General features: G+C 62.4%; 17 protein-coding genes and 4 pseudogenes. 11 read left to right on the top strand and 10 right to left on the bottom strand.

Annotated elements, in window-relative coordinates; translation table 11 throughout:
- The first annotated feature begins 181 nt into the window (after positions 1–181).
- Together JAO75_RS23850 and JAO75_RS23855 are read left to right on the top strand one after the other, a co-directional pair.
- The gene (locus tag JAO75_RS23850) at positions 182–367 is read left to right on the top strand and encodes a hypothetical protein (RefSeq protein ID WP_199051707.1); all 186 of its coding nucleotides are present in this window, start codon (positions 182–184) and stop codon (positions 365–367) included.
- A gap of 260 nt (positions 368–627) precedes the next feature.
- Entirely contained in the window at positions 628–1,185 is a 558-nt protein-coding gene (locus JAO75_RS23855) for a PRC-barrel domain-containing protein (RefSeq protein WP_199051708.1), read from the top strand.
- A 109-nt stretch (positions 1,186–1,294) separates the two neighbouring features.
- Here the strand turns inward: JAO75_RS23855 and JAO75_RS23860 are convergent, their stop codons facing one another.
- On the bottom strand, positions 1,295–1,456 hold the full coding sequence (locus JAO75_RS23860; protein ID WP_199051709.1) for a hypothetical protein: 162 nt from the start codon (positions 1,454–1,456) through the stop codon (positions 1,295–1,297).
- Between the two features lie 1,387 nt (positions 1,457–2,843).
- Between JAO75_RS23860 and JAO75_RS25410 the strand changes: the two genes are divergently transcribed.
- From JAO75_RS25410 to JAO75_RS25090, 4 genes and pseudogenes are all read left to right on the top strand, one after another.
- Positions 2,844–3,332 (top strand): DUF1236 domain-containing protein, encoded by a 489-nt coding sequence (locus JAO75_RS25410; protein ID WP_199051710.1) that lies wholly within the window; start codon positions 2,844–2,846, stop codon positions 3,330–3,332.
- A gap of 337 nt (positions 3,333–3,669) precedes the next feature.
- A complete protein-coding gene (locus tag JAO75_RS23870) occupies positions 3,670–4,485 on the top strand; it encodes an SDR family oxidoreductase (RefSeq protein ID WP_199051711.1) in 816 nt (271 codons plus the stop codon).
- Positions 4,486–4,793: 308 nt separating this feature from the next.
- Positions 4,794–7,301, top strand: a complete 2,508-nt coding sequence (locus JAO75_RS23875; protein WP_199051712.1) for an NAD-dependent epimerase/dehydratase family protein — start codon at positions 4,794–4,796, stop codon at positions 7,299–7,301.
- Positions 7,302–8,248: 947 nt separating this feature from the next.
- A pseudogene (locus JAO75_RS25090) lies at positions 8,249–8,384 on the top strand (IS5/IS1182 family transposase); the annotation flags it as partial.
- Between the two features lie 200 nt (positions 8,385–8,584).
- Here the strand turns inward: JAO75_RS25090 and JAO75_RS23880 are convergent.
- From JAO75_RS23880 to JAO75_RS23895, 4 genes and pseudogenes are all read right to left on the bottom strand, one after another.
- The gene (locus JAO75_RS23880; protein WP_199051713.1) at positions 8,585–9,781 is read right to left on the bottom strand and encodes an IS256 family transposase; all 1,197 of its coding nucleotides are present in this window, start codon (positions 9,779–9,781) and stop codon (positions 8,585–8,587) included.
- A 166-nt stretch (positions 9,782–9,947) separates the two neighbouring features.
- Positions 9,948–10,433, bottom strand: a pseudogene (locus tag JAO75_RS23885) (DUF488 domain-containing protein).
- 182 nt (positions 10,434–10,615) lie between these two features.
- A complete protein-coding gene (locus JAO75_RS23890; protein ID WP_199051714.1) occupies positions 10,616–11,200 on the bottom strand; it encodes a DUF2231 domain-containing protein in 585 nt (194 codons plus the stop codon).
- A 687-nt stretch (positions 11,201–11,887) separates the two neighbouring features.
- The gene (locus JAO75_RS23895) at positions 11,888–12,148 is read right to left on the bottom strand and encodes a DUF1236 domain-containing protein (protein WP_199051715.1); all 261 of its coding nucleotides are present in this window, start codon (positions 12,146–12,148) and stop codon (positions 11,888–11,890) included.
- 1,037 nt (positions 12,149–13,185) lie between these two features.
- Between JAO75_RS23895 and JAO75_RS23900 the strand changes: the two genes are divergently transcribed.
- Positions 13,186–14,703 (top strand): Do family serine endopeptidase, encoded by a 1,518-nt coding sequence (locus tag JAO75_RS23900; protein ID WP_246742696.1) that lies wholly within the window; start codon positions 13,186–13,188, stop codon positions 14,701–14,703.
- A 353-nt stretch (positions 14,704–15,056) separates the two neighbouring features.
- Here the strand turns inward: JAO75_RS23900 and JAO75_RS25300 are convergent, their stop codons facing one another.
- A complete protein-coding gene (locus JAO75_RS25300) occupies positions 15,057–15,230 on the bottom strand; it encodes a DUF1127 domain-containing protein (RefSeq protein WP_199051717.1) in 174 nt (57 codons plus the stop codon).
- Between the two features lie 462 nt (positions 15,231–15,692).
- On the opposite strand from JAO75_RS25300, the gene istA reads away from it, so the two are divergent.
- Together istA and istB are read left to right on the top strand one after the other, a co-directional pair.
- On the top strand, positions 15,693–17,228 hold the full coding sequence (istA, locus tag JAO75_RS23910) for an IS21 family transposase (RefSeq protein ID WP_281433550.1): 1,536 nt from the start codon (positions 15,693–15,695) through the stop codon (positions 17,226–17,228).
- A gap of 11 nt (positions 17,229–17,239) precedes the next feature.
- Positions 17,240–17,992, top strand: a complete 753-nt coding sequence (istB, locus tag JAO75_RS23915; protein WP_199051719.1) for an IS21-like element helper ATPase IstB — start codon at positions 17,240–17,242, stop codon at positions 17,990–17,992.
- Between the two features lie 313 nt (positions 17,993–18,305).
- On the opposite strand, the gene JAO75_RS23920 is transcribed toward istB, so the two are convergent.
- Both JAO75_RS23920 and JAO75_RS23925 read right to left on the bottom strand, forming a co-directional pair.
- A complete protein-coding gene (locus JAO75_RS23920) occupies positions 18,306–18,590 on the bottom strand; it encodes a hypothetical protein (protein WP_199051720.1) in 285 nt (94 codons plus the stop codon).
- A gap of 342 nt (positions 18,591–18,932) precedes the next feature.
- Complete coding sequence (locus JAO75_RS23925; RefSeq protein WP_199051721.1) at positions 18,933–19,223, bottom strand: hypothetical protein; 291 nt, start codon at positions 19,221–19,223, stop codon at positions 18,933–18,935.
- 624 nt (positions 19,224–19,847) lie between these two features.
- Here JAO75_RS23925 and JAO75_RS23930 point away from each other — a divergent pair.
- Positions 19,848–20,774, top strand: a complete 927-nt coding sequence (locus JAO75_RS23930; RefSeq protein ID WP_199051722.1) for an amidoligase family protein — start codon at positions 19,848–19,850, stop codon at positions 20,772–20,774.
- A gap of 216 nt (positions 20,775–20,990) precedes the next feature.
- On the opposite strand, the pseudogene JAO75_RS23935 reads toward JAO75_RS23930, so the two are convergent.
- Together JAO75_RS23935 and JAO75_RS23940 are read right to left on the bottom strand one after the other, a co-directional pair.
- Positions 20,991–21,462, bottom strand: a pseudogene (locus JAO75_RS23935) (IS3 family transposase); the annotation flags it as partial.
- 464 nt (positions 21,463–21,926) lie between these two features.
- The gene (locus JAO75_RS23940; RefSeq protein WP_199051723.1) at positions 21,927–22,460 is read right to left on the bottom strand and encodes a PRC-barrel domain-containing protein; all 534 of its coding nucleotides are present in this window, start codon (positions 22,458–22,460) and stop codon (positions 21,927–21,929) included.
- A 138-nt stretch (positions 22,461–22,598) separates the two neighbouring features.
- Here JAO75_RS23940 and JAO75_RS23945 point away from each other — a divergent pair.
- Positions 22,599–23,201: pseudogene (locus JAO75_RS23945) on the top strand (IS6 family transposase); the annotation flags it as partial.
- Positions 23,202–23,575: the final 374 nt, after the last annotated feature.

Below are 23,575 nucleotides of genomic sequence, written 5' to 3' on the forward strand. Positions count from 1 at the left end.
TGAACCTGGAACACGTTCTTCGCCAGATCCACACCGATTGTGCTAACCTCTCCCATGGACGCCTCCCTCAAGTGGTGCTCAACACCTCCACTTTGGCACATCATGGCCGTTGGGGGGCGTCCACCCCATCGGAACCTGAGACAGAGCCGCACAGACGATGAGGAAACTCATGAGAGATGGGATGCGGTCCTGCATCAGCATGAAAGCGAGCGACAGGACGAAGAAGCCGCCGATGGTCCATAGGCCGTTCCGGCGCTGGAGCCACCAGACCGCCACGAACGCAGCCGCCTGGAGCGCCACGCCAAGCTACGCCAGCGCCCGCCAAGTGCCGCTGTTCACGGATGAGGACGATGAGGAGTGGGTGTAACCAGTTGCCATGGACACCTCCTGTTGGTCGGATCTGCCGATGCGGTAATTGGGATGCTGGAATACTTGTTCCTGGACCAGCAACGATCCGTCCGCAGGCGTACGAAGACTAAGAACCCGCCTGTGCAGATTAGGAGTTTAGTGCCACGTCCGGTAGTGTACCGTGTTCGAGGTCAATCTTGCCTACATGCCGGAACGGAAGCACGGAAGTAGCACTTCCCACCTTGTCCCGCAGGTCGCGCCCAGCCCCAGGAGGAAACGATGCGCTTGAACCTCATTCCGGCGGCCCTGCTCTGTTCGACGCTGCTGGCACCTGTCGCCCTAGCGCAGACACTCCAAGTGCCGGCTGGCGATGTGCCGCCTCCGGCAGGTGTCGCAAATGATGCAGGATTTGCTGGGCCCGATGCCATAGCCGCGCAGGCTCCCTTCATCACCCGGCGAGAGCCAGGAGTCCTGCGGATCTCGGATCTGCTCGGCAAACGTGTCCACAGTCTCCATGACGACGATCTTGGCGAGGTAGAGGACGTGCTCGTCAATCAGAATGGCCGCATCGTGGCTCTGGTGATCGAGGTCGGCGGCTTCCTTGGAATGGGTGAGCGCGAGGTTGCCGTCCCGCCCAGTGCCATCCGCATCAACCCCTACGACATGACGGCCACTACAGGTACGATGGAAGGTGCGGGACTTGCGCCCAGCACAGCCGCAGGCGTCGAGGCCAGGGATGCCAACCGGATCAGCCGGGCCATCGTGCCGGAGCGTGTTGTACTGACCGTTCCCGTTGAAGCGCTCCGAGCCGCTCCGCCCTACCTCGATACCGACTAAAGCCACCTCAGGAAAAGTTGAATCCAGTTTTCCGTCGGAAATGGCGACGGACGGATGGTTTGCGGAGCGGATTGCGATTTCGTCAAATCCGCGTCGGCAACCACCTGTTTCAGTCGAGCGTATAGAGGAAGGCGGCGATGTGGCGCGCCTCCTCCTCCGAGACGGGCATGTCCGGCATGCCGGTCTCCGGTGCAATCGACGGCGCGTCCTGGATGAACTTGATGAGCACCACAGGCTGGTTGGGCACCAACCCAGCAATCAGCTGGCGCACTGCAAAGTTCTCAAGCGGCGGCCCAACGATCCCGTCTGCCCCCGCGATCCCGGGAATCTCATGGCAAACACTGCTGGCGCAACGGCGCCTGTCACCACGGGCTCATCTGCGGGCGCAAGCCAAGCAAACAGAGCCATGATGCCAAGGACCACCACCAGCGAGCCGATGGCCCAACCCCAGCGAGATCCGCGCCGGTAGGGGTGCTGGCCTGCGGGAGCATTGACGTCGTAAGGACCGCGATTGATCGTCATCAGAAGCTCCTTGTCTAATGCTGAAGGCGCAGAGGCCAATGCCTGCCGTCTCCCATCTCAAAACTGGAAGCAAACATTACTCCGCGATGACAGTTCTGGCCCTCACCCTTGGTTCAGAGCTGTTCTGGTACGGCAGGAGACCAAGAATTGTGCCAGCGGCTGAATTGACGCGGCGCGGTGCCATCCGTGTGCGCCTCCCGGCCGGGGTGCAGGCTGGCAGGTGTTTGACGGCGGAACTTCGGTTTGCAGACGCGCTTTTACAAGCATCGGGCAAGCCCCGGGCTTGCTGTCCTCAATGTACTCAGAAGGTCCTCATGCGTACGATTCTACTCTCCACCGTTGCGGCCATTGCCGTTGCTCTGGCCGCTCCCTCGTTCGCTCAAGAGGCTGCTGGCCAGAAGAAGCTGTCGGCTCCGCAAGCCGCATCCGGCGGAATGTATGCACCAAGCCCAGGGGGGACCGGCGCGGCCGGCTCCGCGTCACCCAGACTGCCGCAGGCCGGAAGCGGTCCGTCGACTGATGGGGGGCAGACTCGCGCTGAAAGGGGGAACACCTCGGCGAAGGCGCCCACAAGCGGACCCGAGCAGAAAAGGCCGGCTAGGGAGGCTGCGGGTGAGCAGGCAGATTCCTCAACAAATCAGGCTAGCGGACAGTCATCCAAGCAGCCCTCAGCCGCTCAGGCTCAAGATGCGGTCAAGAGCAGCAGCCCTGACGCCACAAAGAGGACGTCGGAGTCCGACGTGGAAGGGCAGGGCAGGTCCGGCAGTCCCGGTGCCTCGAAGGAAAAGACAACCGCGTCCGAAGGGAAAGGGCAAGACAAGTCACGCAACCGCTCCGCTGACAAGGATGGTGGTTCCGACCAGAAGACGTCAGCCAGCACAAACCCCAGCGGCAAATCGGGTGACGACGGCCAGTCGCAACCGAAGACCCAGACTTCGGGATCAGCGGACCAGTCGGGTTCTGGCAGCACCACAGCTGGCCAGACCACGACTACAGTGACGGGCACCTCGGAGGCCAACAGCTCATCCACTAATACGGATCGGAAGTCGTCAGCCTCCAATCAGGGTCAGGGTACGGACGCAACCAATTCAACCTCGGTTTCCGCCAAACTCTCCAGCGAGGAGAAGACTCAGGTTGTGCGCTCGTTTACCACGCGGGAGGTTGAGCCCGTCGAGAATGTGAGCTTCTCAGTTTCGGTCGGCGTGAACGTTCCGCAAGACTTGGGCCTGCATCCGGTACCGGCCGACGTTGTAGAGATCGTTCCTGCGTACCGCGAGTACCGCTATATGGTCGTCGAGGATCAGATCGTGATTGTGAACCCGAAGACCCGCAAGGTCGTGGAGGTCATCGAGCAGGGCTCCACCACGGCAAGCATCGGGGCCTCCCAGGGATCCGGTTCACTGAGCCTCTCTCAGGAAGAGGAGACCACCGTCATCAAGACGCTGCGAAGCGATGTCTCGGGCGTGTTCCGCGAGGGGGCCACCATGCCGCAATGCGTGGAGCTGAGGCCAATCCCAAGCAGCGTCGACGTGCCGGAGCTCCGCTCCTATCGCTACGTGTTGGTTGAGGATAGTGTGATCCTAGTTGAGCCGGACTCCCGGCGCATCGTCAAGATCCTGGAGTAAAGGTTAGTCAGGCTGACGGTGGCAACGCGACCTGATGAGCCTGTGAAAGGGTGCCCGGCATGCGATCCGGGCACCCTTCTGTTGTTGGCCCTTGGCGGCAGACAGGGGACCGCGCTCCCGCTCATGCCGGTGTTGCCGAAGGATGCGATGGCTCACTCGGCTAGTTGCAGGCCCACTCGGAATGATCGATATGGCCGAAATCACCCGACCAGCAGGATCTTGGGGAGGTGAGATCACCACGCCTCCTTTGGAGGACAGCCACAGGCTGGTCATGACTCCCTCATGCGTCAGAACATATATGTAATCCAAAGCAAATATGGTCCTTAGGAAAACCACCATGTCCCATGATCCTGTCCACCCTCTTCATGGCCAGAAGGCCCTGGTCACTGGCGCCAGTTCCGGCATTGGGACTGCCATCGCACGGGCATTTGCCGCCGCTGGGGCTGCCGTTGGGGTCAACTACCGCTCGCATGCCGATGAGGCCGAGCGGATTGTCCAAGAAATCCGTGACGCAGGTGGTGAGGCGGCACCCCTCAAGGCTGATGTGTCGAGCGAGGATGAGGTTCGGGCCATGTTCGATGAATTTGGCAGCGCCTTTGGCCGTATCGATATCCTGGTTGCGAACTCTGGCATCCAGCAGGATGCTGCCTTCCCCGATATGACGCTGGACCAGTGGCGCCGGGTTATCGACGTCAACCTGACCGGTCAGTTTCTGTGCGCCCGCGAGGCGGTGCGCCGGTTCTTGGCCCAGGGACCTGACCCCTCGATCTCGCGCGCGGTCGGCAAGATCATCTGCATGTCGTCCGTGCACGAGGTCATCCCGTGGGCAGGGCATGTCAACTATGCTGCCTCGAAAGGCGGAGTGATGCTGATGATGAAAAGCCTCGCCCAGGAGGTGGCGCAAGCTGGCATTCGCGTGAACGGCATCGCGCCGGGCGCGATCAAAACCCCGATTAACCAAGAGGCTTGGCAGACGCCTGAAGCCGAGCGCAAGCTCCTCGAACTGATCCCCTACGGGCGCGTCGGAGAACCGGAGGACGTCGGCAAAGCTGCCGTTTGGCTCGCCTCCGATGCATCCGACTACGTCGTCGGCACCACCCTCTTTGTCGATGGTGGAATGACCCTCTATCCCAGCTTTCGGGAGAACGGCTAGGAGACGGTGCAAGCCGAGGAAACTCGCCATGCTGATCCTACCGTCTCTGCAGCGAAACACGTGGGACTGCCGATCAGGCCCACCGGGATTCTGCGCCTCCGCGCCCTGAGTGCTAGCATACTTCCGGGTGGCAAGAGGCCCTGCCCGCAGGGCAACCGGTTCGTGATATGTGCGTTTGATCCTTGAGCATAATGATCATTGCCGTCGGATCCACCGTCTTTGACCTTTCGACTTACCAATAGGATTACTGGAACCGGGTTGCCGGACCCTGTGGGCTTCGGCTTCTCCCAGGCGGGGACGCCAAGCCCATGACCAATGCACAACCGAACTTGGCAGGATCGATGGATACAAGGCCTATCGTCATCGTCACAGGTGCAACCGGCAATCTCGGCGGCTCGATCGTCAGGGCCTTACGACGCGATTACCGTATCGTCGGTCTCGACCGTTCGATGAAAGGCGCTGACTTTCCGGTTTTCGAGGCGGATTTCACGTCAGATGCATCGATTCAGCTTGCCCTGCACAAGTTCCGCGACGAATTCGGCTCACGGATTGCCAGTATCATTCATCTCGTCGCCTATTTTGATTTTTCGGGCGAGGACAGCCCGCTCTATCGTTCAGTCAATGTAGAGGGAACGCGCCGCCTGCTGCGGGCACTTCAATCTTTCGACGTCGAGCAGTTCGTCTATGCCAGCACGATGCTCGTGCACGCTCCCTGCCGTCCCGGGGAGCGGATCGATGAGCATCAGCCGATCGATCCGCGATGGGCTTATCCCAAGTCGAAAGCGGCCGCCGAAGAGGTCATCCGCTCTGAGCACGGGCGAATCCCTTACGTGATCCTGCGACTGGCCGGGGTGTACGACGAGCACTCGATGGTGCCGACGCTGGCCCAGCAAGTGGCGAGGATCTATGAGCGCGAGTTCGAAAGCTACTTCTATTCGGGCAGCATGCTCGTCGGCCAGGCGATGCTCCATCGCGAGGATATGCTCGACGCTTTTGCCCGCACAGTCGAGCGCCGTGCAACGCTGCCGCGGGAGGCCGCGATCCTGATTGGAGAGCCGGATGCGATCGGCTATGACGCTCTCCAGGACGAGCTTGGATATCTTCTTCATGGGCAGGACGACTGGCCGACAATCCGCCTGCCAAAAGCGGTTGCCGCCGCAGGCGCTTGGGCGCAGGGCAGGCTCGAGCCGATCATCCCCGATGTCATTGATGAAGGGGAGGAGCCCTTCATCCGGCCATTCATGATCGCCATGGCCGACGACCACTATGCTCTGGACATCCGCAGGGCACGCGACTTGATCGGCTGGGAGCCGCGGCACAGGCTGAAGGACGACCTTCCCAGAATGGTCGCCGCGCTGAAGGAGGATCCAGCCGGGTGGTATAGGACGAACCACGTCACACCGCCGTCTTGGATCGAGGGGGCTGCCAATCTGGGGATGAACCCGGACAGTTTGCTTGCTCGCCGCGAGACACAGGTCAGAGACGAACACCGCGCCAACCGCTGGGCGCATCTCGTTAATGTCGGGCTTGGAACCTGGCTTCTGACGCAGCCGCTCCTGATTGGTGTTGAGGAGCCCCTCCTACGCTGGAGCGAGATCATCCTTGGTGCAGCGCTGATCGTCAGCGCTGCACTGGCTCTGTCGTGGCGTGCGCAATGGGCGCGCTGGCTCTGCGCCGGCATTGGGACACTGGTCATGGCGGCGCCATTCCTGTTCTCGACCGCCAATGCCGCAGCCTATCTTTCCGATACGCTCGTCGGTGCGCTGATCTTCGGCTTTGCGGTGTGCACCAAGCCGGAGCCGGGTCCCTCAGCCATTGCCGCGCTGACTGGACCCGAGGTGCCCCCCGGCTGGAGCTACAACCCATCGGCCTGGACGCAGCGCATCCCCATTATCGCGCTCGCATTTATTGGCCTTTATGTGTCGCGCTATCTTGCAGCTTATCAGCTAGGCCACATCCCTGATGTGTGGGATCCGTTCTTCGCCGGATCTCCCGCCGACCCGCAGAACGGCACGGAGGAGATCATCACCTCCTCGGTCTCCAAGGCTTGGCCAGTGTCCGACGCCGCGGTTGGCGGATATACTTACCTGCTCGAGATCCTCACTGGCATTGTTGGCTCGCGGATGCGCTGGCGCACCATGCCGTGGCTGGTGGTGCTGTTCGGACTCATGATCGCGCCGCTCGGCATCACGTCGATCTTGTTTATCATTATCCAGCCGGTTGTCATCGGCACTTGGAGTACGATCGCGCTCATTGGCGCGGCCGCTGTGCTCGTGCAGATTCCGTATTCTCTCGATGAACTGCTCGCCACGTTGCAGTTCCTGCGCCGTCGTGTCGGGGCGGGTCAGAACTGGCTGCGCGTACTCCTTTTCGGCGACACCGACGAGATGCAGGAACCCGGCAACGCGGAAGCCAGAAAGGACGAGTTCGATCGCTCACCTGCTGCTGTAGTGAAAGACATGGTTGCCGGCGGGGTGAGCCTGCCCTGGAACCTTACGCTTTCGGCACTTATCGGCTTGTCCCTGCTGTTCACGCGGGTGACGCTCGGGGCGGCCGGGGGGATGGCAAATGCCGACCATGTGATCGGCTCCCTCGTGCTGACCGTTGTCTCGGTTGCTGCAGCGGAAGTCGCCCGGCCGGTGCGCTACCTGAACGTTCTGCTGGGAGCGGCTTTGTTCGTTACGCCGTTTCTCTATGATGCCGATGCGGCCGCAACGCTTGTGAGCATTGCGTCCGGGGTTGCCTTGATCGGGCTCAGCATCCGCCAGGGTCCGATCCGCGAGAGCTATGCTGGATGGAACCGGCTGATCGTCTGACACGATGCGATCTCTGAGATGGTAGAACAGCTATGTGCGGCTCCTCTGCTCTAAGCGCATTGTGTAGCTCAAGGTTGCCGGATCTACGTTCCGTCCGAGAGAACGGCTGGCATGGTTGAGAGCGTAGCAGCATTAGGCCTCTCCCAGGGCCTGGATGTGGATGCTACGCTCAAGTGGAGGTCGTGGCCCCAGTTTGGCACGAAAAGGCGGTCTCGGAGTTGAAGCCCGGATGACGTTTTCGCTTGGCGGAGCAGAACTCTGTTTTCGGCCGTACCGAGTCCTGCAGGGGCTATGAACGCTTGTTGGGACACCGAGTTTACCGCGTAATGGAACGGATCTCGTCAGATCCGCCAGTCGGGGCAGGGTACCGTACAACAGCATCCGGAAGCTCCGACGCTCGCCCGCGGGCCCAGGGCTACCTTTCCGCAGAGGAGCGCGAAAGATGTAACAACGGCTGGGAGGAGCCCAATGTGGAGCCGCTCTGAGGAGAGAGTTTTGTTTGGGGAGCCGCCATCAGGACCATGGCAGACCTTAGCGGTTCTAGCACTCAGTGTTATACTGGGAGCCGCAGCATTATTCTATGGGCTGACTGTATATCTTTGAACGGTTACGGTGAGACCCAGCTTCTTCCGCGCGAGGACACCAAAGGAAGTCAGCCATGAACGTTTCAATCAAACTACAGGACGAGGCGAAGCAGACTTGGGCCGTCTATGTCGGTGACACCTGCATTGCACGCGGACTCCCCCGTGCCGAGGCAAACAGGGTACGCATGCAGCTTCTCGCTGGAGGACCTAGCAGATCGATCAACTAAATTCCTGCCACTGCCGCACTATCAGGTAAGGAGCTGAGGTCCAGCTGCCGACCCGCCTTGTTGCGTGGATGAGTAAGTTGGTAGCCAGTGCCGGATAGCGTAGCGGCCTGTTTGACTTCCGGGCAAAGATCCCGCCATGAGCTTCAAGGCCAGTGCCGCCCGCCGTCATCGCAGTCCCAAGCAGCGATACCGGGTGACGAACTGGGCCGAGTACGACCCAGGCTTGGTCAGCGGGCAGCCTGACAGTCTGGTTCTCTGAGGAGGCGATTGCCTGCCAGGATTACTTTGGGAGCAGGCATGACGGTCCCCCAGGACGAAGGCATCGCGCCTTCAACCCGAAGCTACGGGGGAGGTTCTGGCTAGCCGGAAGAAAGTCCATTGAGTGGTCCGCCTTGGCTCTCCGGGCCTTGCGAATAGGATCGTGCCCCGTGGCGTGGTGTAAGAGCGCCAGACCTCGGCTGAGCCGGGTTGCTCAGGCGGTCACGGCCGACAGCCTGCGAACGGGATCATCGCTCAGAGTGCTCAGACTTTCCAGCGACATGTAGCGCCGGCTCACCGCCCACTCGTCATTCTGCTCCAGCATCAGCGCGCCCACGAGCCGGATCACCGCCCGGTCATTGGGGAAGATGCCCACCACATCCGCCCGCCGCTTGATCTCGCCGTTGAGCCGCTCGAGCGGGTTGGTCGAGGCAATCTGAGCCCAGTGCTCGCGCGGAAAGCTCATGTACACCAGCACCTCGTCGCGCGAGCGGTCCATCAGCTCGACCAGCTTGGGACAGCGCTCACGCAGGGCATCAGCCACCGAGGCCCATTGCTCCCTGGCCGCTTCGGCCGTGTCTTGGGCAAAGATCGTCTTGAGCATCGCCACCACGGCCGGGCGCTGCTTGGGGACCAGATGCGCCATGGCGTTGCGCATCCAATGAACCCGACAGCGCTGGTGCGAGGCATGGAAGACCCGGGACGCTGCCGCCCGCAGGCCCTTGTGATCGTCGGCAATCACCAGCTTCACCCCGCGCAAGCCCCGGTCGGCGAGCGAGCGCAGGAAGGCGGTCCAGAACGGTTCGGCCTCCGAGGCGCCGGTGGCAATCCCCAGCACCTCGCGTCGGCCGTCGCTGTTGACGCCCACCGCCAGTATCACGGCCGTCGAGACGATCCGGCCGGCCTCTCGCGTCTTCAGGTAGGTGGCGTCAATCCACAGGTAGGGCCACTCGCCCTCGATCGGCCGGGCCAGGAAAGCGTTGACCCGCTCGTCGATCTCCTCGCACAGCCGTGAGACCTGGCTCTTGGAGATGCCGGACGCGCCCATGGCCTTGACCAGATCATCGACGGAGCGGGTGGAGATGCCGTGGACATAAGCCTCCTGGATCACCGCGGTGAGCGCCTTCTCGGCGGTGCGGCGCGGCTCGAGAAAGACGGGAAAGTAGGAGCCCTTGCGCAGCTTGGGGATGGCCAGATCGATCCGGCCGGCGCGGGTGTCCCAGGCCCGCTCGCGGTAGCCGTTGCGGTGATTGAGGCGCTCCGAACTGCGCACCCCGGCCGCGGCTCCGGTCAGGGCCTCGACCTCCAGGTTCATCAGGCGCTCGGCCGCAAAGGCGAGCATGTCGCGGATGAGATCGGCATCGGCCCCCTTTTCGATCAGCTCGATCAGGGTCATTCTCTCGTCGGTCATCGTCGTCTCCGGGGTCAGGGTCAGGTGTCGCAACCCGAACTCTAACCGAAGACTGGCGATGACCACCTCCCGGGCGACATGCTGCGCTATGGGGAGCTTCGCACGCCGCCCTCGCGGCCCGCTCCTGCACCACGTCCAGGGACGCTACCTGCGAATAGTATTGGACTCACCCGGTGGCACCGGCCGGATAGCTGATCCCGTCCACGACCGGGCGGGCTCCGGGTGTGGGGGATGCCCGCTCGATTTTGCCCGGCCCAAGGATGTGGAACACGGCGCATCCGAGGCGAGCAGGTAGTCGGCGATGATCCGGCGGCTGAGGTCGGTCAAACCGGTCGAGCCCTCCGGAAACTGGTCCGTCAGGGCGTAGTCGGCATAGTTCCGGAAGCTTCTGTTCTCCCAATACCCATTTGGCGAGGGCACCGTCTGGCGCTGCCCGCCGCGCAGCCCACCGAGCTCGGCGATGTGTTCGTACCCAATCTGATACCCTGTCAGGCTTGTCGGGCACGGCGTCGCGGTTGAACTGCGGGTTTGTCCGGGAGCGGGGTACCGTTCGGACATCCACCACCAAGCGGACGTTCCCCTCGCGCAGGAGGCCCACGAACTCCGGGATAGAGCGGGTGGAATGCCCGATGGTGTAGAACGGATTGGCCATGTCTCGTCAGTGCGGACTTGTCGGTGAGGTCGCCTCTGTCAGCTTCCGCCTCAAGTCTCTGATTTTTTCAAAGCGGAAACAGGAACAGGCGGTGTGGAAAGTCCACTTTTTCGGTGCAGGCTCACATCGCCAGCTGCTTCCGGAGCTGAGCTAATCCTGCTTCTAGCTGTTCGGAGGGGCCCCTAGCGGCCAAGCGCACGATCCTGGATCCTAGGTGCGATCTGCCCCTGCGCCATATCCTGAGCCGTGTGTCTGATCGCTTGGCCGATGTTGCCGGCCGCTGTCCGTGCGGCCCGTCCAAACCCGTCGCGGGGCATCTCGGGCGCGCGCTCGTGCTCAATGCCATCGGCAGGATCCACGCCGACGCCATGCGCGTAGACCATCCGGCCGCCTAGATAGCCCGAGTACGTGACAAGGGCGGCTCCCGCGAGACCTGCCAGCAGGTAACCGGCGCTGGGTCGACGGCTGCGCGCACGAATCGCTGCCAAGCCCACCGACAGCGCCAGCAGGCCGATGTTGAGCGTGCGGTGGGTGACAAGAAGATCATGCGAGACATCGCGGGTCCTGACGGCTTCCTGTGCGGCAAAGCCCGCAATTCCAGTGGCGGCGGCACTGGCCGCTGCAATCGGCATCAGCTGCCGCCCTGTTTCCATCAGCGCGTCGTTGTCGGTCAACCGGCCGACCAGATCACACACTACAGCCGTGGGCAGCAGAGCCACCGGGAAGTGGGCAATCGCGGGATGGACTTCCTGAACACGCATCGGCATTGCAAATCTCACCGTCGAAGGGATCGCCCGACTCGCAAGAGCATGACGATCCGTGTCCCGCCTCCGGCCGTACGAGTTGCTGTGTTGATCCAGAACCGCCTCCAAGACGGGGACCGGAAGTTGCCTGAGTCATCAATCTCCGGCCCTCGCCTAGGTTCCAGATGGACTACCCCTCGGCACACGTGCGATGCGCTACCTTGAGCCCGTTCTGTATACTTTCGTGAAGTTTGTCATTTGGTACAGTGCCCTTTTGTTGTTCGGCATTGTTGCCGTTGAGGTTGCGACCTGTCCACCCCAGAACCGCTTAGTCCAAAGTGAGCGGAGTGGAGCGGACTATGTGTGCGCCCGGGACGGCAATATTGCTCAGTCCAATGCAGTTCCCCAGTAATATCTTCATCAGGGTGGGGAAGGCGGAAGAAACCAGCCCGGGCTGTTGGGGGGTATCTTGATGCGGAGGCAAATCCCGCAACCCCTTGTCGCCTCCGTAGACTTCAGCCCCGCTCAGACAGATCCCGGCGGGGCTTATTCATGCGCCATAACCCGCATATCCTGAGGAAGGGTGAACGGGTCTCTTGCAGGCTCTTTGCCGAGTGATGTTGGTTGATAGCCCGTGGAAGGCTACCCCGCGTTGCCGGAGCCACGCGGGGCATCGGGGATCTGAAGGGGAAGCTCGGCCCCTTCCAAGGCTTACCGTTCGATGACGGTGACGACGCGGCGGCTACCACCTTCCACGATATAGTAGCGATCACCCACCAGCACGACCTTACAGTCCTTCACGCCCGTGATCAGACTCTCAAGGGTGGTCGGGCAGTCAACCAACTGCGTGACGGTTGTCGGAACCGTCTGGCCAACCGTGATTGTGACATTCTCCCGCACGGGGGTGATGTTGACGCTCCGCAGCGTCTGGACCGCCTGGGTACGCTGCTGTGTCGTGAGATTGACGTTCACGCTGGTGTTGCCACCACCCCCAGTGGACGTGCCGCCAGCGGTGCCCGTGCCAGAACCAGAGGTTCCACCCGAGGTGCTGCCTGCGGCACCGCCCGATGTCGTACCGGAGGTGCCGCCGGATGTGCTGCCGGCCGCCCCACCAGATGTACCACCGCTCGTTCCGCCCGACGTGCTCCCTGCCGCGCCGCCCGTGGCTCCACTAGAGGTTCCGGTTGAAGTCCCGCCGGACGTACCACCACTCGTTCCACCTGAAGTACCGCCAGAGGCTCCACCGCTCGCCTGAGCGAGAACGATATTATCAGCGCTTGCAGCCCCGCGGCTGGTCTCGGCCACAGCCGCAAAGCTCATCGAAAGAGCGGCTGCGGTAACTGTCGTCAGTAATGCTCCACGCATGTCTGTCTCCGTCCCTGACCGAGCCCACCCGAACCCGGTCTCGCAGACGTCAACTGCGAGATCGAGGACAACGTTCCCGTGCTGCGTCTATGTGCAGAGAGCCCGGCGCAGGGCCGGGCTCCCGTGAAGTTTCTCAATGCGTGTAGTCTGGCAGACCTCATCGCGAGGGAGGCGCGAGAACTCGGCCTGTCAGTCTGAACAACTATTCAGAATTGGCATCGTTCCGATCGATGACTCGGAAGCCTCGGATTATCTCCGAAGTCCATCCTGAGCTGACGTGCGCGACTTCAAGGCCTTTCTCGCCCAGCACCCGGCCATCCGGCGGCACGTCGATTGGCGCATGGTTTTCGATCGTACCGACTTCCGGAACGCCCCCGGCAGACATGCGTCAGCCTTTTGATGCGCGGTCGCGCGCTTGCCCTCGAGCAGGTCGGCGTTGGTCAGTAGGGCGACACCCGAGCAGACGTGGGCATCGATGATCCGGGGGATGACGCTCGCCCAGATCGCCGGCTGCGTGGCGCTGACCATCCCCCGTGCGGCCGAACATTACGAAGAATTCATCCCGCTGTAAGGACACACTCACCCGTCGATCCCCATCTGCTCACACAAGGGGAGAACCCGACAAGCTCATGGAGTGTACAGGAATGAACCACTACGATCACGCGTCGCGCGGAGCGCCTCGCGGTCACCGCCGCACGATCCGATCCGCGCTTCTCGGCGCGGTAGCACTGGCGACCGTGGCCGGAGGCGCCATGCTGCCCGCCTTTGCCCAGGCCCCGCAGACCATGGCCGCCCCACAAGCGACAATGCCTTCCTTCGCCGATGTCGTCGAGCGCGTGAAGCCCGCCGTCGTATCGGTGCGGGCCAAGGGCGGCGAGAAGAAGATGGCGCAGGCCAGCAGTGATCGGCAGGGCAGCCCCGACTTCAACCTGCCCGACGATCATCCCTTCCAGGAGTTCTTCAAGCGATTCCGCGGCGGTCCCGGCGACGAGAGCAATCGCAGCCCGCGGCCCGGCCAGCCGGGGCCGCGTCAGGGCGTCTCGCAGGGCTCGGGCTTTTTCATCTCGGCGGATGGCTACCTCGTCACCAACAATCACGTGATCGACAAGAGCTCCGAGGTCGAGGTGCTGATGGACGACGGTCGCACCCTGGATGCCAAGGTTGTCGGCACTGATCCCAAGACCGACCTCGCCCTGCTCAAGGTTGAGGAGGGCGGACCCTTCAAGTACGTCGAGCTCGCACCGGAAGCCCCGCGGGTCGGCGACTGGGTCGTGGCCGTGGGCAACCCGTTTGGCCTTGGCGGCACGGTGACGGCGGGCATCGTCTCGGCCCGGGCGCGCGACATCGGCGCCGGACCCTACGATGACTTCCTCCAGATTGATGCGCCGGTGAACCGGGGCAACTCCGGCGGCCCGACCTTCAACCAGCTCGGCCAGGTGGTGGGCGTGAACACCGCGATCTTCTCGCCGTCCGGCGGCAACGTCGGCATCGCGTTCGCGATCCCGTCCGAGACAGTGCGCAGCGTCACCACCCAGCTCCGGGAGAAGGGCACGGTCGAGCGCGGCTTCCTCGGCGTACAGATCCAATCCGTGACCAAGGACATCGCCTCCAGCCTCGGCCTTCAGGGGGGTGAGGGCGCCATCGTCTCCCGCCTCGAGGAGGACGGCCCCGCAGCCAAGGCCGGGATCAAGACGGGCGACGTCATTTTAGCGGTCAACGGCAAGGCTGTGGAGGATGCCCGGGACCTGTCGCGAAGGGTGGCCTCCCTGAACGCCGGCTCGACAGCTACCTTGCAGGTCTGGCGCGACGGCAAGCGGCAGGACATCGCAGTTACGATCTCCCGGATGGACGGCACGTCCACAGCGGCGGCGGACCCGAAGCAGGATGCTGCGGTTGGCAAGCTCGGGCTGAGCCTCGCCCCCACCGGCGACAACAAGAAGGGTGTGGCCATTGTTGGCGTGGAGCCGGGCAGCCCAGGGGCCGAGAAAGGCCTCAAGAGCGGCGATGTGATCGCCGAAGTTGCGGGCAAGCCCGTCCAGTCTCCCGCCGACGTAAAGGCGGCCATCGAGGCCAGCCGCAAAGACGGCAAGAAGAGCGTGCTGTTCCTTGTGGAGGCCAATGGGAACAGCCGCTTCGTCGCGGTTCAGGTTCCCACCGCGTAACCATCGCCCTGGTGGTGTCGCAGTCTGAACGGACAGCTTGCGGCACGGGCACAATCGAGGTCCGTTCGCCGAGGATCGAAGCCCCGCTCAAGAGAGCGGGGCTTTCTCGTTGAGGGCTCAGTTCGAGCACGGGGTGTGCTGATCGTTTCATGCCGCGTCAGCCGTCATGTGCATGCCATCCGGCTTCAAGTCCCGCTCCCACGTAAACAGGAGGGCATCCGCTCTACGGCAGCACGCCGCCGAGCTGTACCTGGGCCGCCTTTCCGACGAGCTGGGCAGCATTGGTTTCGTGAAATCAGGCTCCACCGCTGTCGTGATGTCGTTCAGGGTGCGGTCGATCAGGAGGTTCGCGCTCATGGCGGCGAAGGTAGCCGACTTGGCAGTGCTTGGATGGAGCATCGCGAGCGAACGGGCTTGGCAATGCCGATGTCGAATAACTCACGGTCAGATAAGGCATTCAACTGCCGTGCCATCTCACGAGTACGCAGCCAGCGGCGCAGGCATGACAGAATAACTGATAAAAACAAGACGCAACCTCAATGATGAGCCAGCCCACGCGCAAAGGCGCCGCGCACGGGCAGCGAGAAAAAAGGGCCACCTGTTGCGGTGGCCGAGTTTAGGGAGGAAACCCGCCACAGGGAGGCTGTGGCGGAGGAGGGGTCATCTACAGCGCAGCCGGCGCACGGCAAACCTGAAAGTTCTCGCCCCTGCCATGCAAAAGGGGCATGGAACGGATCCAGAGTGTTTACACCACGTTTACGGCTGGCCACGCGGCTGACATGCGAACCTTGCTGGCAATCACAGCCTCAGCTGAAGTCGGTGCAGATTCCGACGCAATCCGGACAGGTATTCCGATTTGAAGCCGGACAGTATTCCGGAATGAAGCCGGACACCGTTCCGATCAATCACCGGACACTTTCCCTGCTCTGACGATCCCCTGGGTCAGCAACTCGGGCATCACCTTCCTCAGCTCGCACGAGGAGAACGGGATGCCTGCCAAGAGGAAGCTGACCATGAGACACTTGAGACAGATGCTGCGCCTGACCCGGGACGGCATCAGCGTGCGCGACATCGCCGAGAGGCTCGGGATTGCGCGCAGCACCGTCCAGGAGAACCTCAAGCGCGCCGAGCAGGCCGGGCTGAGCTGGCTCTTGCCCGGCGAACTGACCGATGAGGCGCTGGAGGGCAGGCTGTTTGCCCGCGCCGGCGTCAAGCAGGGCCTGCGCCGGCGGCCCGAGCCCCGCTGGGCCGAAGCCATCGTCGAACTGAAGAGGTCCGGCGTCACCCTGCAAATCCTCTGGGAGGAGTACCGGGCCGTCCATCCCAACGGCTATGGCTACAGCCGCTTCTGCGAGCTCTTCCGCTCCTTCGAGGGCCGCCTCTCGCCGACCATGCGCCAGGACCATGTTGCCGGCGACAAAGTGTTCGTCGACTATTCCGGCAAGAAGATCGCCATCATCGATCCCCGCACCGGCGAGATCCGCCAGGCCGAGATCTTCGTTGCCGTGCTCGGCGCCTCCAACTTCACCTACGCCGAGGCGACCTGGACCCAGACCCTGCCGGACTGGATCGGCGCCCACGGGCACATGTTCCGCGTCTTTGGCGGCGTCCCGCGCCTGATCGTGCCGGACAACCTCAAGGCAGGGGTCAGCCGGGCCTCGTTCTACGATCCGGAGATCAACCGCAGCTACGGCATGATGGCCGCCCATTACGGCGTCGGCATCCTGCCGGCGCGGCCACGAAGGCCCAAAGACAAAGTGGAGAATCGCGTGCGCTTTGCCCAGACCTGCATTCTCGGACGGCTGCGGCACCAGACCTTTTTCTCCCTGGCCGAGGCCAATGCGGCGATTGCCGGCGCGTGCGAGCGCATCAACGATCATGTCGTTCGCCGCCTCGGCGTCAGCCGCCGTCATCTCTTCGAGACAGTTGAGCGCCCGACGCTGGCGCCGCTGCCGGGCGACGACTACGAATTTGCCGAGTGGCGCTTCGCCCGGGTCGGTACCGACTATCATGTCGAGTACGAGGGTTTCTTCTATTCGGTCCCGCACGGCCTGATCCGCGAGCAGGTCGATCTGCGGGCGACCAGCCGCACGATCGAGATCTTCCACCGCGGCCAGCGCGTGGCGGCCCATCAGCGCCGCCATAGTGGGCGCCGGCACGGCACCGATCCGGACCACATGCCGAGTTCCCATCGGCGCTATGCCGACTGGACCCTGGACCGCTTCCGCCGTTGGGCGGCGTCGGTTGGCCCGCAGACCGAAGGCCTGATCACGGCCATTCTGGCCCACCGCCCGCATCCCGAGCAGGGCTTTCGGACCTGTCTCGGGATCTTACGCCTGTTGCGCGATCTCGAGCCCGCTCGCGCTGAAGCGGTCTCGGCGCGCGCCCTCCAGATCGGCGCATTCACCTACAAGAGCATTGCCTCGATCCTGGCCAACCGCCTGGCCGCCCAACCCGCCCGCGATCCCGAGCCCACCGCCATCCTGGAGCGCGCCAATCTGCGCGGCCCCGGCTACTTCCACTAAGGAGATCCTGCATGCTGACCCATCCCACTCTCGCCCTGCTGACCGATCTCGGTCTTCATGGCATGGCCATTGCCTTCCAGGATCTGCAATCCCAGCCAGAGGCGCTTGCTCTGGAACATGGCGACTGGCTGGCGCTCCTGCTCGAGCGCGAGACGACCCTGCGCCGCCAGAAGCGTTTTGAGAGCCGGGCCCGGGCGGCTCACCTGCGCCATGATGCTCATGTCGAGGACGTCGATTTCAGGGCTACCCGTGGTCTGGGTCGCGGGCTCTTTCTCAAGCTCGCCGGCTGCGGCTGGATCCGAGAGCGACGCGGGCTTTTGCTGACGGGACCCGCTGGGGTCGGCAAAAGCTGGCTGGCCTGCGCTCTGGGCCAGAAGGCCTGCCGGGAGGACTTCTCGCTGGTGTATCACCGCGCCCCAAGGCTGTTTGCAGCGCTCGCTCTGGCGCGGGGGGACGGTCGCTACGCGCGCATGCTCAAGGCTCTGGCCCGCGTGGATCTGCTCATCCTTGATGACTGGGGACCTGAGAAGCTCGATGACGATCAGCGGCGAGATCTGCTGGAGATCGTCGAGGACCGGTACGAGCGGCGTTCCATCATCGTCACGAGCCAGATCCCGGTCGACCGCTGGTACGAGATCATCGGCAATCTGACCATTGCCGATGCGATCCTGGATCGGCTCGTCCACAATGCGTATCGGATTGAACTGTCCGGCGAGAGCCTGCGCAAGCAGCGCTCCCCGGCCGCCGCCTCATTGTCCGATTGACGACCGGACAATCCCAATCCACCATCTCCCATGACCCAGGGTCAGACGAGGAGAGTGTCCGGCTTCAGTTCGGAACACTGTCCGGAATGAAATCGGAATGGGTGTCCGGCTTCACCTTGGAATAAGCGTCCGGCTTCATCGGAATCCGCAGAAGTCGGCCAGCATCAGTTTTCCTTCATGGTTTTCCAGCCGTCAGGCTGATGGCTCATTGGACAGCTAACATCTTCCGGTGCTGATCAAGGCTTTGCAGTGAGAAGCGGGCGCGGCCCGGCTCCTTCAACTCCTCTGGCTGTGCGCTTCGTCCGGCCCCACGTCACAGCGCGTATAAAGCGCCCAGCGCGAAGACGAGGACCTGCCCGGCATAGATCGCCATGACAATCCGCGCCTCGTCATCAAACCTACGGCTTCGCATGGTCAGCAACTCCTTGAAAAGGAGCTTGGTTAACTCTGCAGACTTAACAAGTTGCTGCCTTGGAATGCCGAGGATTGTTGTCTGTGGATCTCTGTGAGATCCGGGTACTTGCTGATCATTCACACTTCGGTCACACCCTTGCTTCCAATTTGCCGCCATCCGCTCGTTCCAGCGGCCGTTGAACACTTCAGGAGAATCCCTCTGACGTGTATTGCTCTGGGTGCCGTTGCTTTCTTGGCTGCCCTCTTTGTGATGTCCCCGACCAGGCGAGCGCCCGCTTCTCAGCTCATCCTGTGACGGCACCTCACCTGACAGAGAATGTCGCCTGCACCACCCGCCGGGTCAGGACGGTTCGTCCCAATGGCACGGTGGTTGTCCGCGACGTTCAAACCTGCACGCCGGAGTGCCGGATGGTCCGAGAGCGCACCCGTCTTCCGAACGGAAACGTCATCGTCCGTAACGTTCGGCGTTGCCGCTAAAAGTCGGATGACCCCGTTCGTCTGCCTCCCGGACCCAGGCGATAGCTCATCAGGCCGGAACAATCGCCAGCACCTCGCCCATGGTGATTTCGGGCTCTCCATTGACGACATCGACCAGGCTGGCCCGGATCCAGGCGAGCGCCTTCTCGTTGGCAGCACTTGCGGCTTCTCTGCTCTCGAACAGGCTCACAGAGCCTGCCACGCCATCGCCGGCATCAAAGACGTAGTAGCCCTGGAACCCGGGCGATTGCTTGAGCACCTGGCCGATGCCGCTCTCAGCCCGGCGCGCAGCCTCTGCCACGGAGCTGACGTGATTGAACTTGCGGATGACCAGATACATGACCGCCTCCGCCCTCACCGGGAGTTGCAATCTCGGGCGAGGTTAACACGCCGAGAGACTGGGAGAAACGGCGAGGAGCGCCTATAGCCCGTGGCACGCCCATGCAGCCCGCGCCCACATGGCTAAGCAGCTATTTTGCTTAGCGAAGCTGTTATCTGGAACAGATAGAAGCCGTTGAACCGCGCGCCGACCGTGGCAGCCCGATCCTCAAAGCCGGCAGGCGCCGGGTCTGCTACATGGAGAGGGCGTTCAAACGTCCAGTCTTTCGGAACAAGAAAGCTGGGCACGGGACGGTGTTCCGGCACGGCACAGAGAAGTTCAGACCGCTTCCTGTTTCGGAACAGGTTATAGGTGCACTCGCGTGCGGGTGGGCTGGCAGAAGCCAGCAGCGGGTTGGACATCTCGGGAGATCCCCCTGGGAGCTGGCGCTCTTGTGATTTATTGGTTCGGAGCGGCTGTTGCAAGCCATACATGATCCAGAGGAGATCTTGTATCATCCTCGCGAGGTATCCGCGTGGGGAACAAGGCATTCAGACCTCCATCTTGCCCATCAGCAGCTCGTAGGATCAGGGGCTCCAGATAGTTCATTGAGGTCAGACACCATCGTCCCCATGTCTGCAGATGATGAACAACGCTGCCATAGACGGTGATGCGCTCAGCCCTCCCATTCTGCTTACGGCTGACGGCTCGTTGCGGCGGGTTGGCGTCGAGATCGAGTTCCTGGGACCGAGCGCTCAGGTTGCGGCTGAGGTCCTCGCGCATGATCTTGGCGGAACCTGTAAGGCTCAAGATCCGCATGCCTTCAGGGTCAGCGGCATCGGTCTGGGCGACCTGCTGGTTGAAACCGACCTGCGGCACGTCCATCCTGAGCGGCATCCGGAGCTCAGCCTGAGACTCGGCCGCCGCATGGCCGCATGGCTCGGCACAGTGGCGTCACCTTTCGTCCCGCGGGAACTCATCACCGCGCCCATGCCCATCGCCCAGCTCCCGGAAATGGACACGGTCGTGGCAAGCTTGCGGTCTGCTGGTGCGTACGGCCGCGGGGCCGTATTGTGGGACTCCCTGGGGCTCCACTTCAACATCGATCCACCGCGGCTTGATGCAGCAACGGTCACGGCCTTTCTCAAAGCCTTCCTGCTGGTCAACGACCGCCTCCGACGTGAGATCGTACACGGGAGCTTTCGGCGTGCTCTCGTCCTTCCGCCTGACTACCCGCAGGCCTATAAACAACGCGTGCTCGATCCGGGCTACTGGCCTGACCTGCCCAAGCTGACGGAAGACTACCTGGCGGCGAACCCGACCCGGAAGCGGGCATTGGACCTCCTTCCACTCCTGGCTCACTTCGATGAGGAGCGGGTGCGCTCTGTTCTGCCGCATGAGAAGATCGGATCTAGGGCGGTGTTTCACTACCGTCTGCCTCATGCCCAGCTGAGCGATCCTGCCTGGAGCATCATGCCGGACTGGAGGCGCTGGCTGCTCGTAGAGCGTCTCGCCTCAAATCTGGCAGAGCTTGGCGAGGAGGGAACGGTATTCCTGAACCTATCTGCTTAATCGCGATCCGGCTGGCGGCTGTAGCCATACATCCAAGTACTTGAGCAGGCGATTTTCCCTTGTCGGTGTTTACGCTGGGCTCCATCAGTCTTGCAATTAAGGATGTTCGCACAATTGCGTACCGCTGCGTCAAAGGTGCTGCCTACACTCGCCTGAGCCTTTCAGAGGGGTTGAGGCATGAAGACGTTGATCTTCCCCGATTACGCGGACACGGGGTTAGTTTGCATTTCGCTCGGCCTGTTCGGGTGTGAGATACCCTAGGGCGGAGTGAATGCGCTGTCGATTATAGTAACCTTCGATGTAGCCGAACAGATCCCGGCGAGCCTCGCCACGCGTTGCCCAGCTCCGCTGATGGACCAGCTCTAGCTTCAAGGAATGGACGTACGACTCCATCGGAGCGTCGTCGTAGCAACAAGCTGTTCGGCTCATTGATGCCGTCGCCTTCATGGAGGTTAGCTGCCGGGCATACGCCTCAGCTGCATACTGACTACTGCGATCTGAATGGTGAATGAGCCCGGGACCTGATCGCTGCCGCTGAGCCGCCATCATCAGAGCGCCAAGGGCCAACTCGGTGCGCATATGATCGCGCATGGCTCAACCCCACCTTCCGGGTGGCCAGATCCAGCACGGCCGCCAGGTAGAGCCAGCCCTCACCAGTCGGGATGTAGGTGATGTCGGCCAGCCAGATCGGCTCTGATGGTGCATTAACCTGTCAAGCCAGAGCGTGTAGTGGCTGCTCCGGCACGAGAATGCACTATTGGTTGTGTCTCATGAAGTCACTGCAACAGCGCCCATATTTCCCACGTGGGATGGTGATTTGCGGAGGCGGCTGAAAATCCGACCCTGCCTGAGTCTGCTGGCATACGCGGGTTGGCGCCGGCTCCAGTCCTGACAGACCCAAGGCAGGATCGCGGCTACGAGGATCGAGCCTTCATGTCGGTCAGGAAAGGGGGCGAGCACCCCGGCAGGCTGCAAAGCCGGCTGTTGCCCCAGATGGCCTCCGCCGTGGGCCAGGGGCCAGCACGTAGACCACACCCCATGCGGCATAGCCGAGCCGGGCGAGAACTCCTAGCTCTCGCCCGGCTAATGACGTTCGCCCCAACAGGATGCGCACCCTACCCCCGCATACCGCTTGCGGGGACCGGAAGCCGCTTACTCCCGCTTGAAGTTACCCTCGAACTTGAACTCGGGGGCCTTCTGGAGTTCGTCCTTGGTGGTGTTGACTACCGCCTTCAGATTGTTTTCGCCCTCGCGGGTGATCAGGATTGAGCTGGGGGCCACTACCACGCGCCGCTCGCCAATGCCAAGGAAGCCGCCAATCTCCAGCACGATCCCGCGAATGGTCTTGCCGTCATCGAGGATCAAGTCCTCGATTTCGCCGATCTCTTCGTTTTGAAGGTTATGCACGTCCAAATCCATGAGCCTGGAGGCCAGCATGTCGGCGGGAGTGACAGTGTAGTACGTCAGCCGGAGCGTGGTGGGGTCTACGGTGCGGATGCCGGGCCGTGCGCCTTGGACGCTCGGAGCCGCGCCCGGCTGCGCGGGGGTGGTGCCGGCGGGAGGGGCAGCCGGAGCAGCCGGCTGCGCAGCGCCAGCAGGTGGGGCTGTCGGCTGGGTGGCCTGTGCGAGGGCGAGGCCGGTCAAGGCCAGGAAGGCACAGGAGGTGAGAAGAAGCGATCTGATCATTGGAAACTCCATACGCTGCATCAAGCTTAGGTGTTGGCGTAGGGGCAACTCCCGCCAGCGCAACACGTTCCGTGATCCGGGCTTCGCCTTCGCATCCGAGCTCAAGCTCTGTACGGAACCGCACCAACCCTGATGCGCATCCTCTCAGATCATGGAGTGCAGGTGGATCACACGACCCTGTTCCGCTGGATCCAGGCCTATGCTCTCGAACTCGACAAGCGGGTTCGTCCGCATCTGCGTTCGACGAACGGCTCCTGGCGTGTGGATGAGACTTACATTCGTGTAAAGGGCGAGTGGGTTTATCTCCACCGTGCCGTCGATGCGGCCGGACAGACGATTCACTTTCTGCTTTCGGTAAAGCGGGATGCGGCTGCTGCCAAGCGCTTCTGCTGGAAAGCCTTGAAGCAGGCACATACAGTCAATCCGCAGACTTTCACAATCGACAAGAACGCCGCCTATCCTGTAGCGACGAAGGCGATGAAACGTGCCGGAGTGCTCTGGCAGCTTGGCAAACTCCGGCGGGTAAAGTTCCTGAACAACATCGTCGAGCAGGATCACCGGCGCACCAAGCGGCTGGTCCGTCGCGGGCTGGGCTTCAAGACCTTCCGGACTGCCGCTCGGACGATTGCCGGCTGTGAGACGATGGCGATGATCCGCAAAGGACAGGTTTTGAACGCACCAGCAAGCGTTATGCGGGCTCAAAGTAGTTCCATTGCAGCTCTCTTCGGCGTTGCCACCTAACCTGAGGTCATCTCCGGCAGCCTCTTGTCCTACGTCGGGGTTTGCAACGAAACCTCCAGAGCGCTGAAGCGAAACAAAACCACGACATCCCTATCCCAATCTGCGGACAGGGACCGGCCTTTCAGTTCCTTGAGCCGCCGACGGATGTGGCGCCCCTATTCATGCTCGATAACAACCTCCTCCTGAAGTCTCAGGAGGAGGTCAGGGTTTCAGGAGGTTGACGACCCACTATGCGCTAATCCCTCCGCTCCCGGCGCAGTTCCTGCCGCGCCTGGCGCACGTCTCGACGCTCCTGCTTCACCTCACGCCGCTCATCACGGATGTTCCCACCCATGCGGCGCTCCTGCCTCAGTGCCCTCCGGGCCTCGGAAAGA

Source organism: Microvirga splendida, assembly GCF_016427565.1.
GTDB classification, from domain to species: Bacteria; Pseudomonadota; Alphaproteobacteria; order Rhizobiales; family Beijerinckiaceae; genus Microvirga; species Microvirga splendida.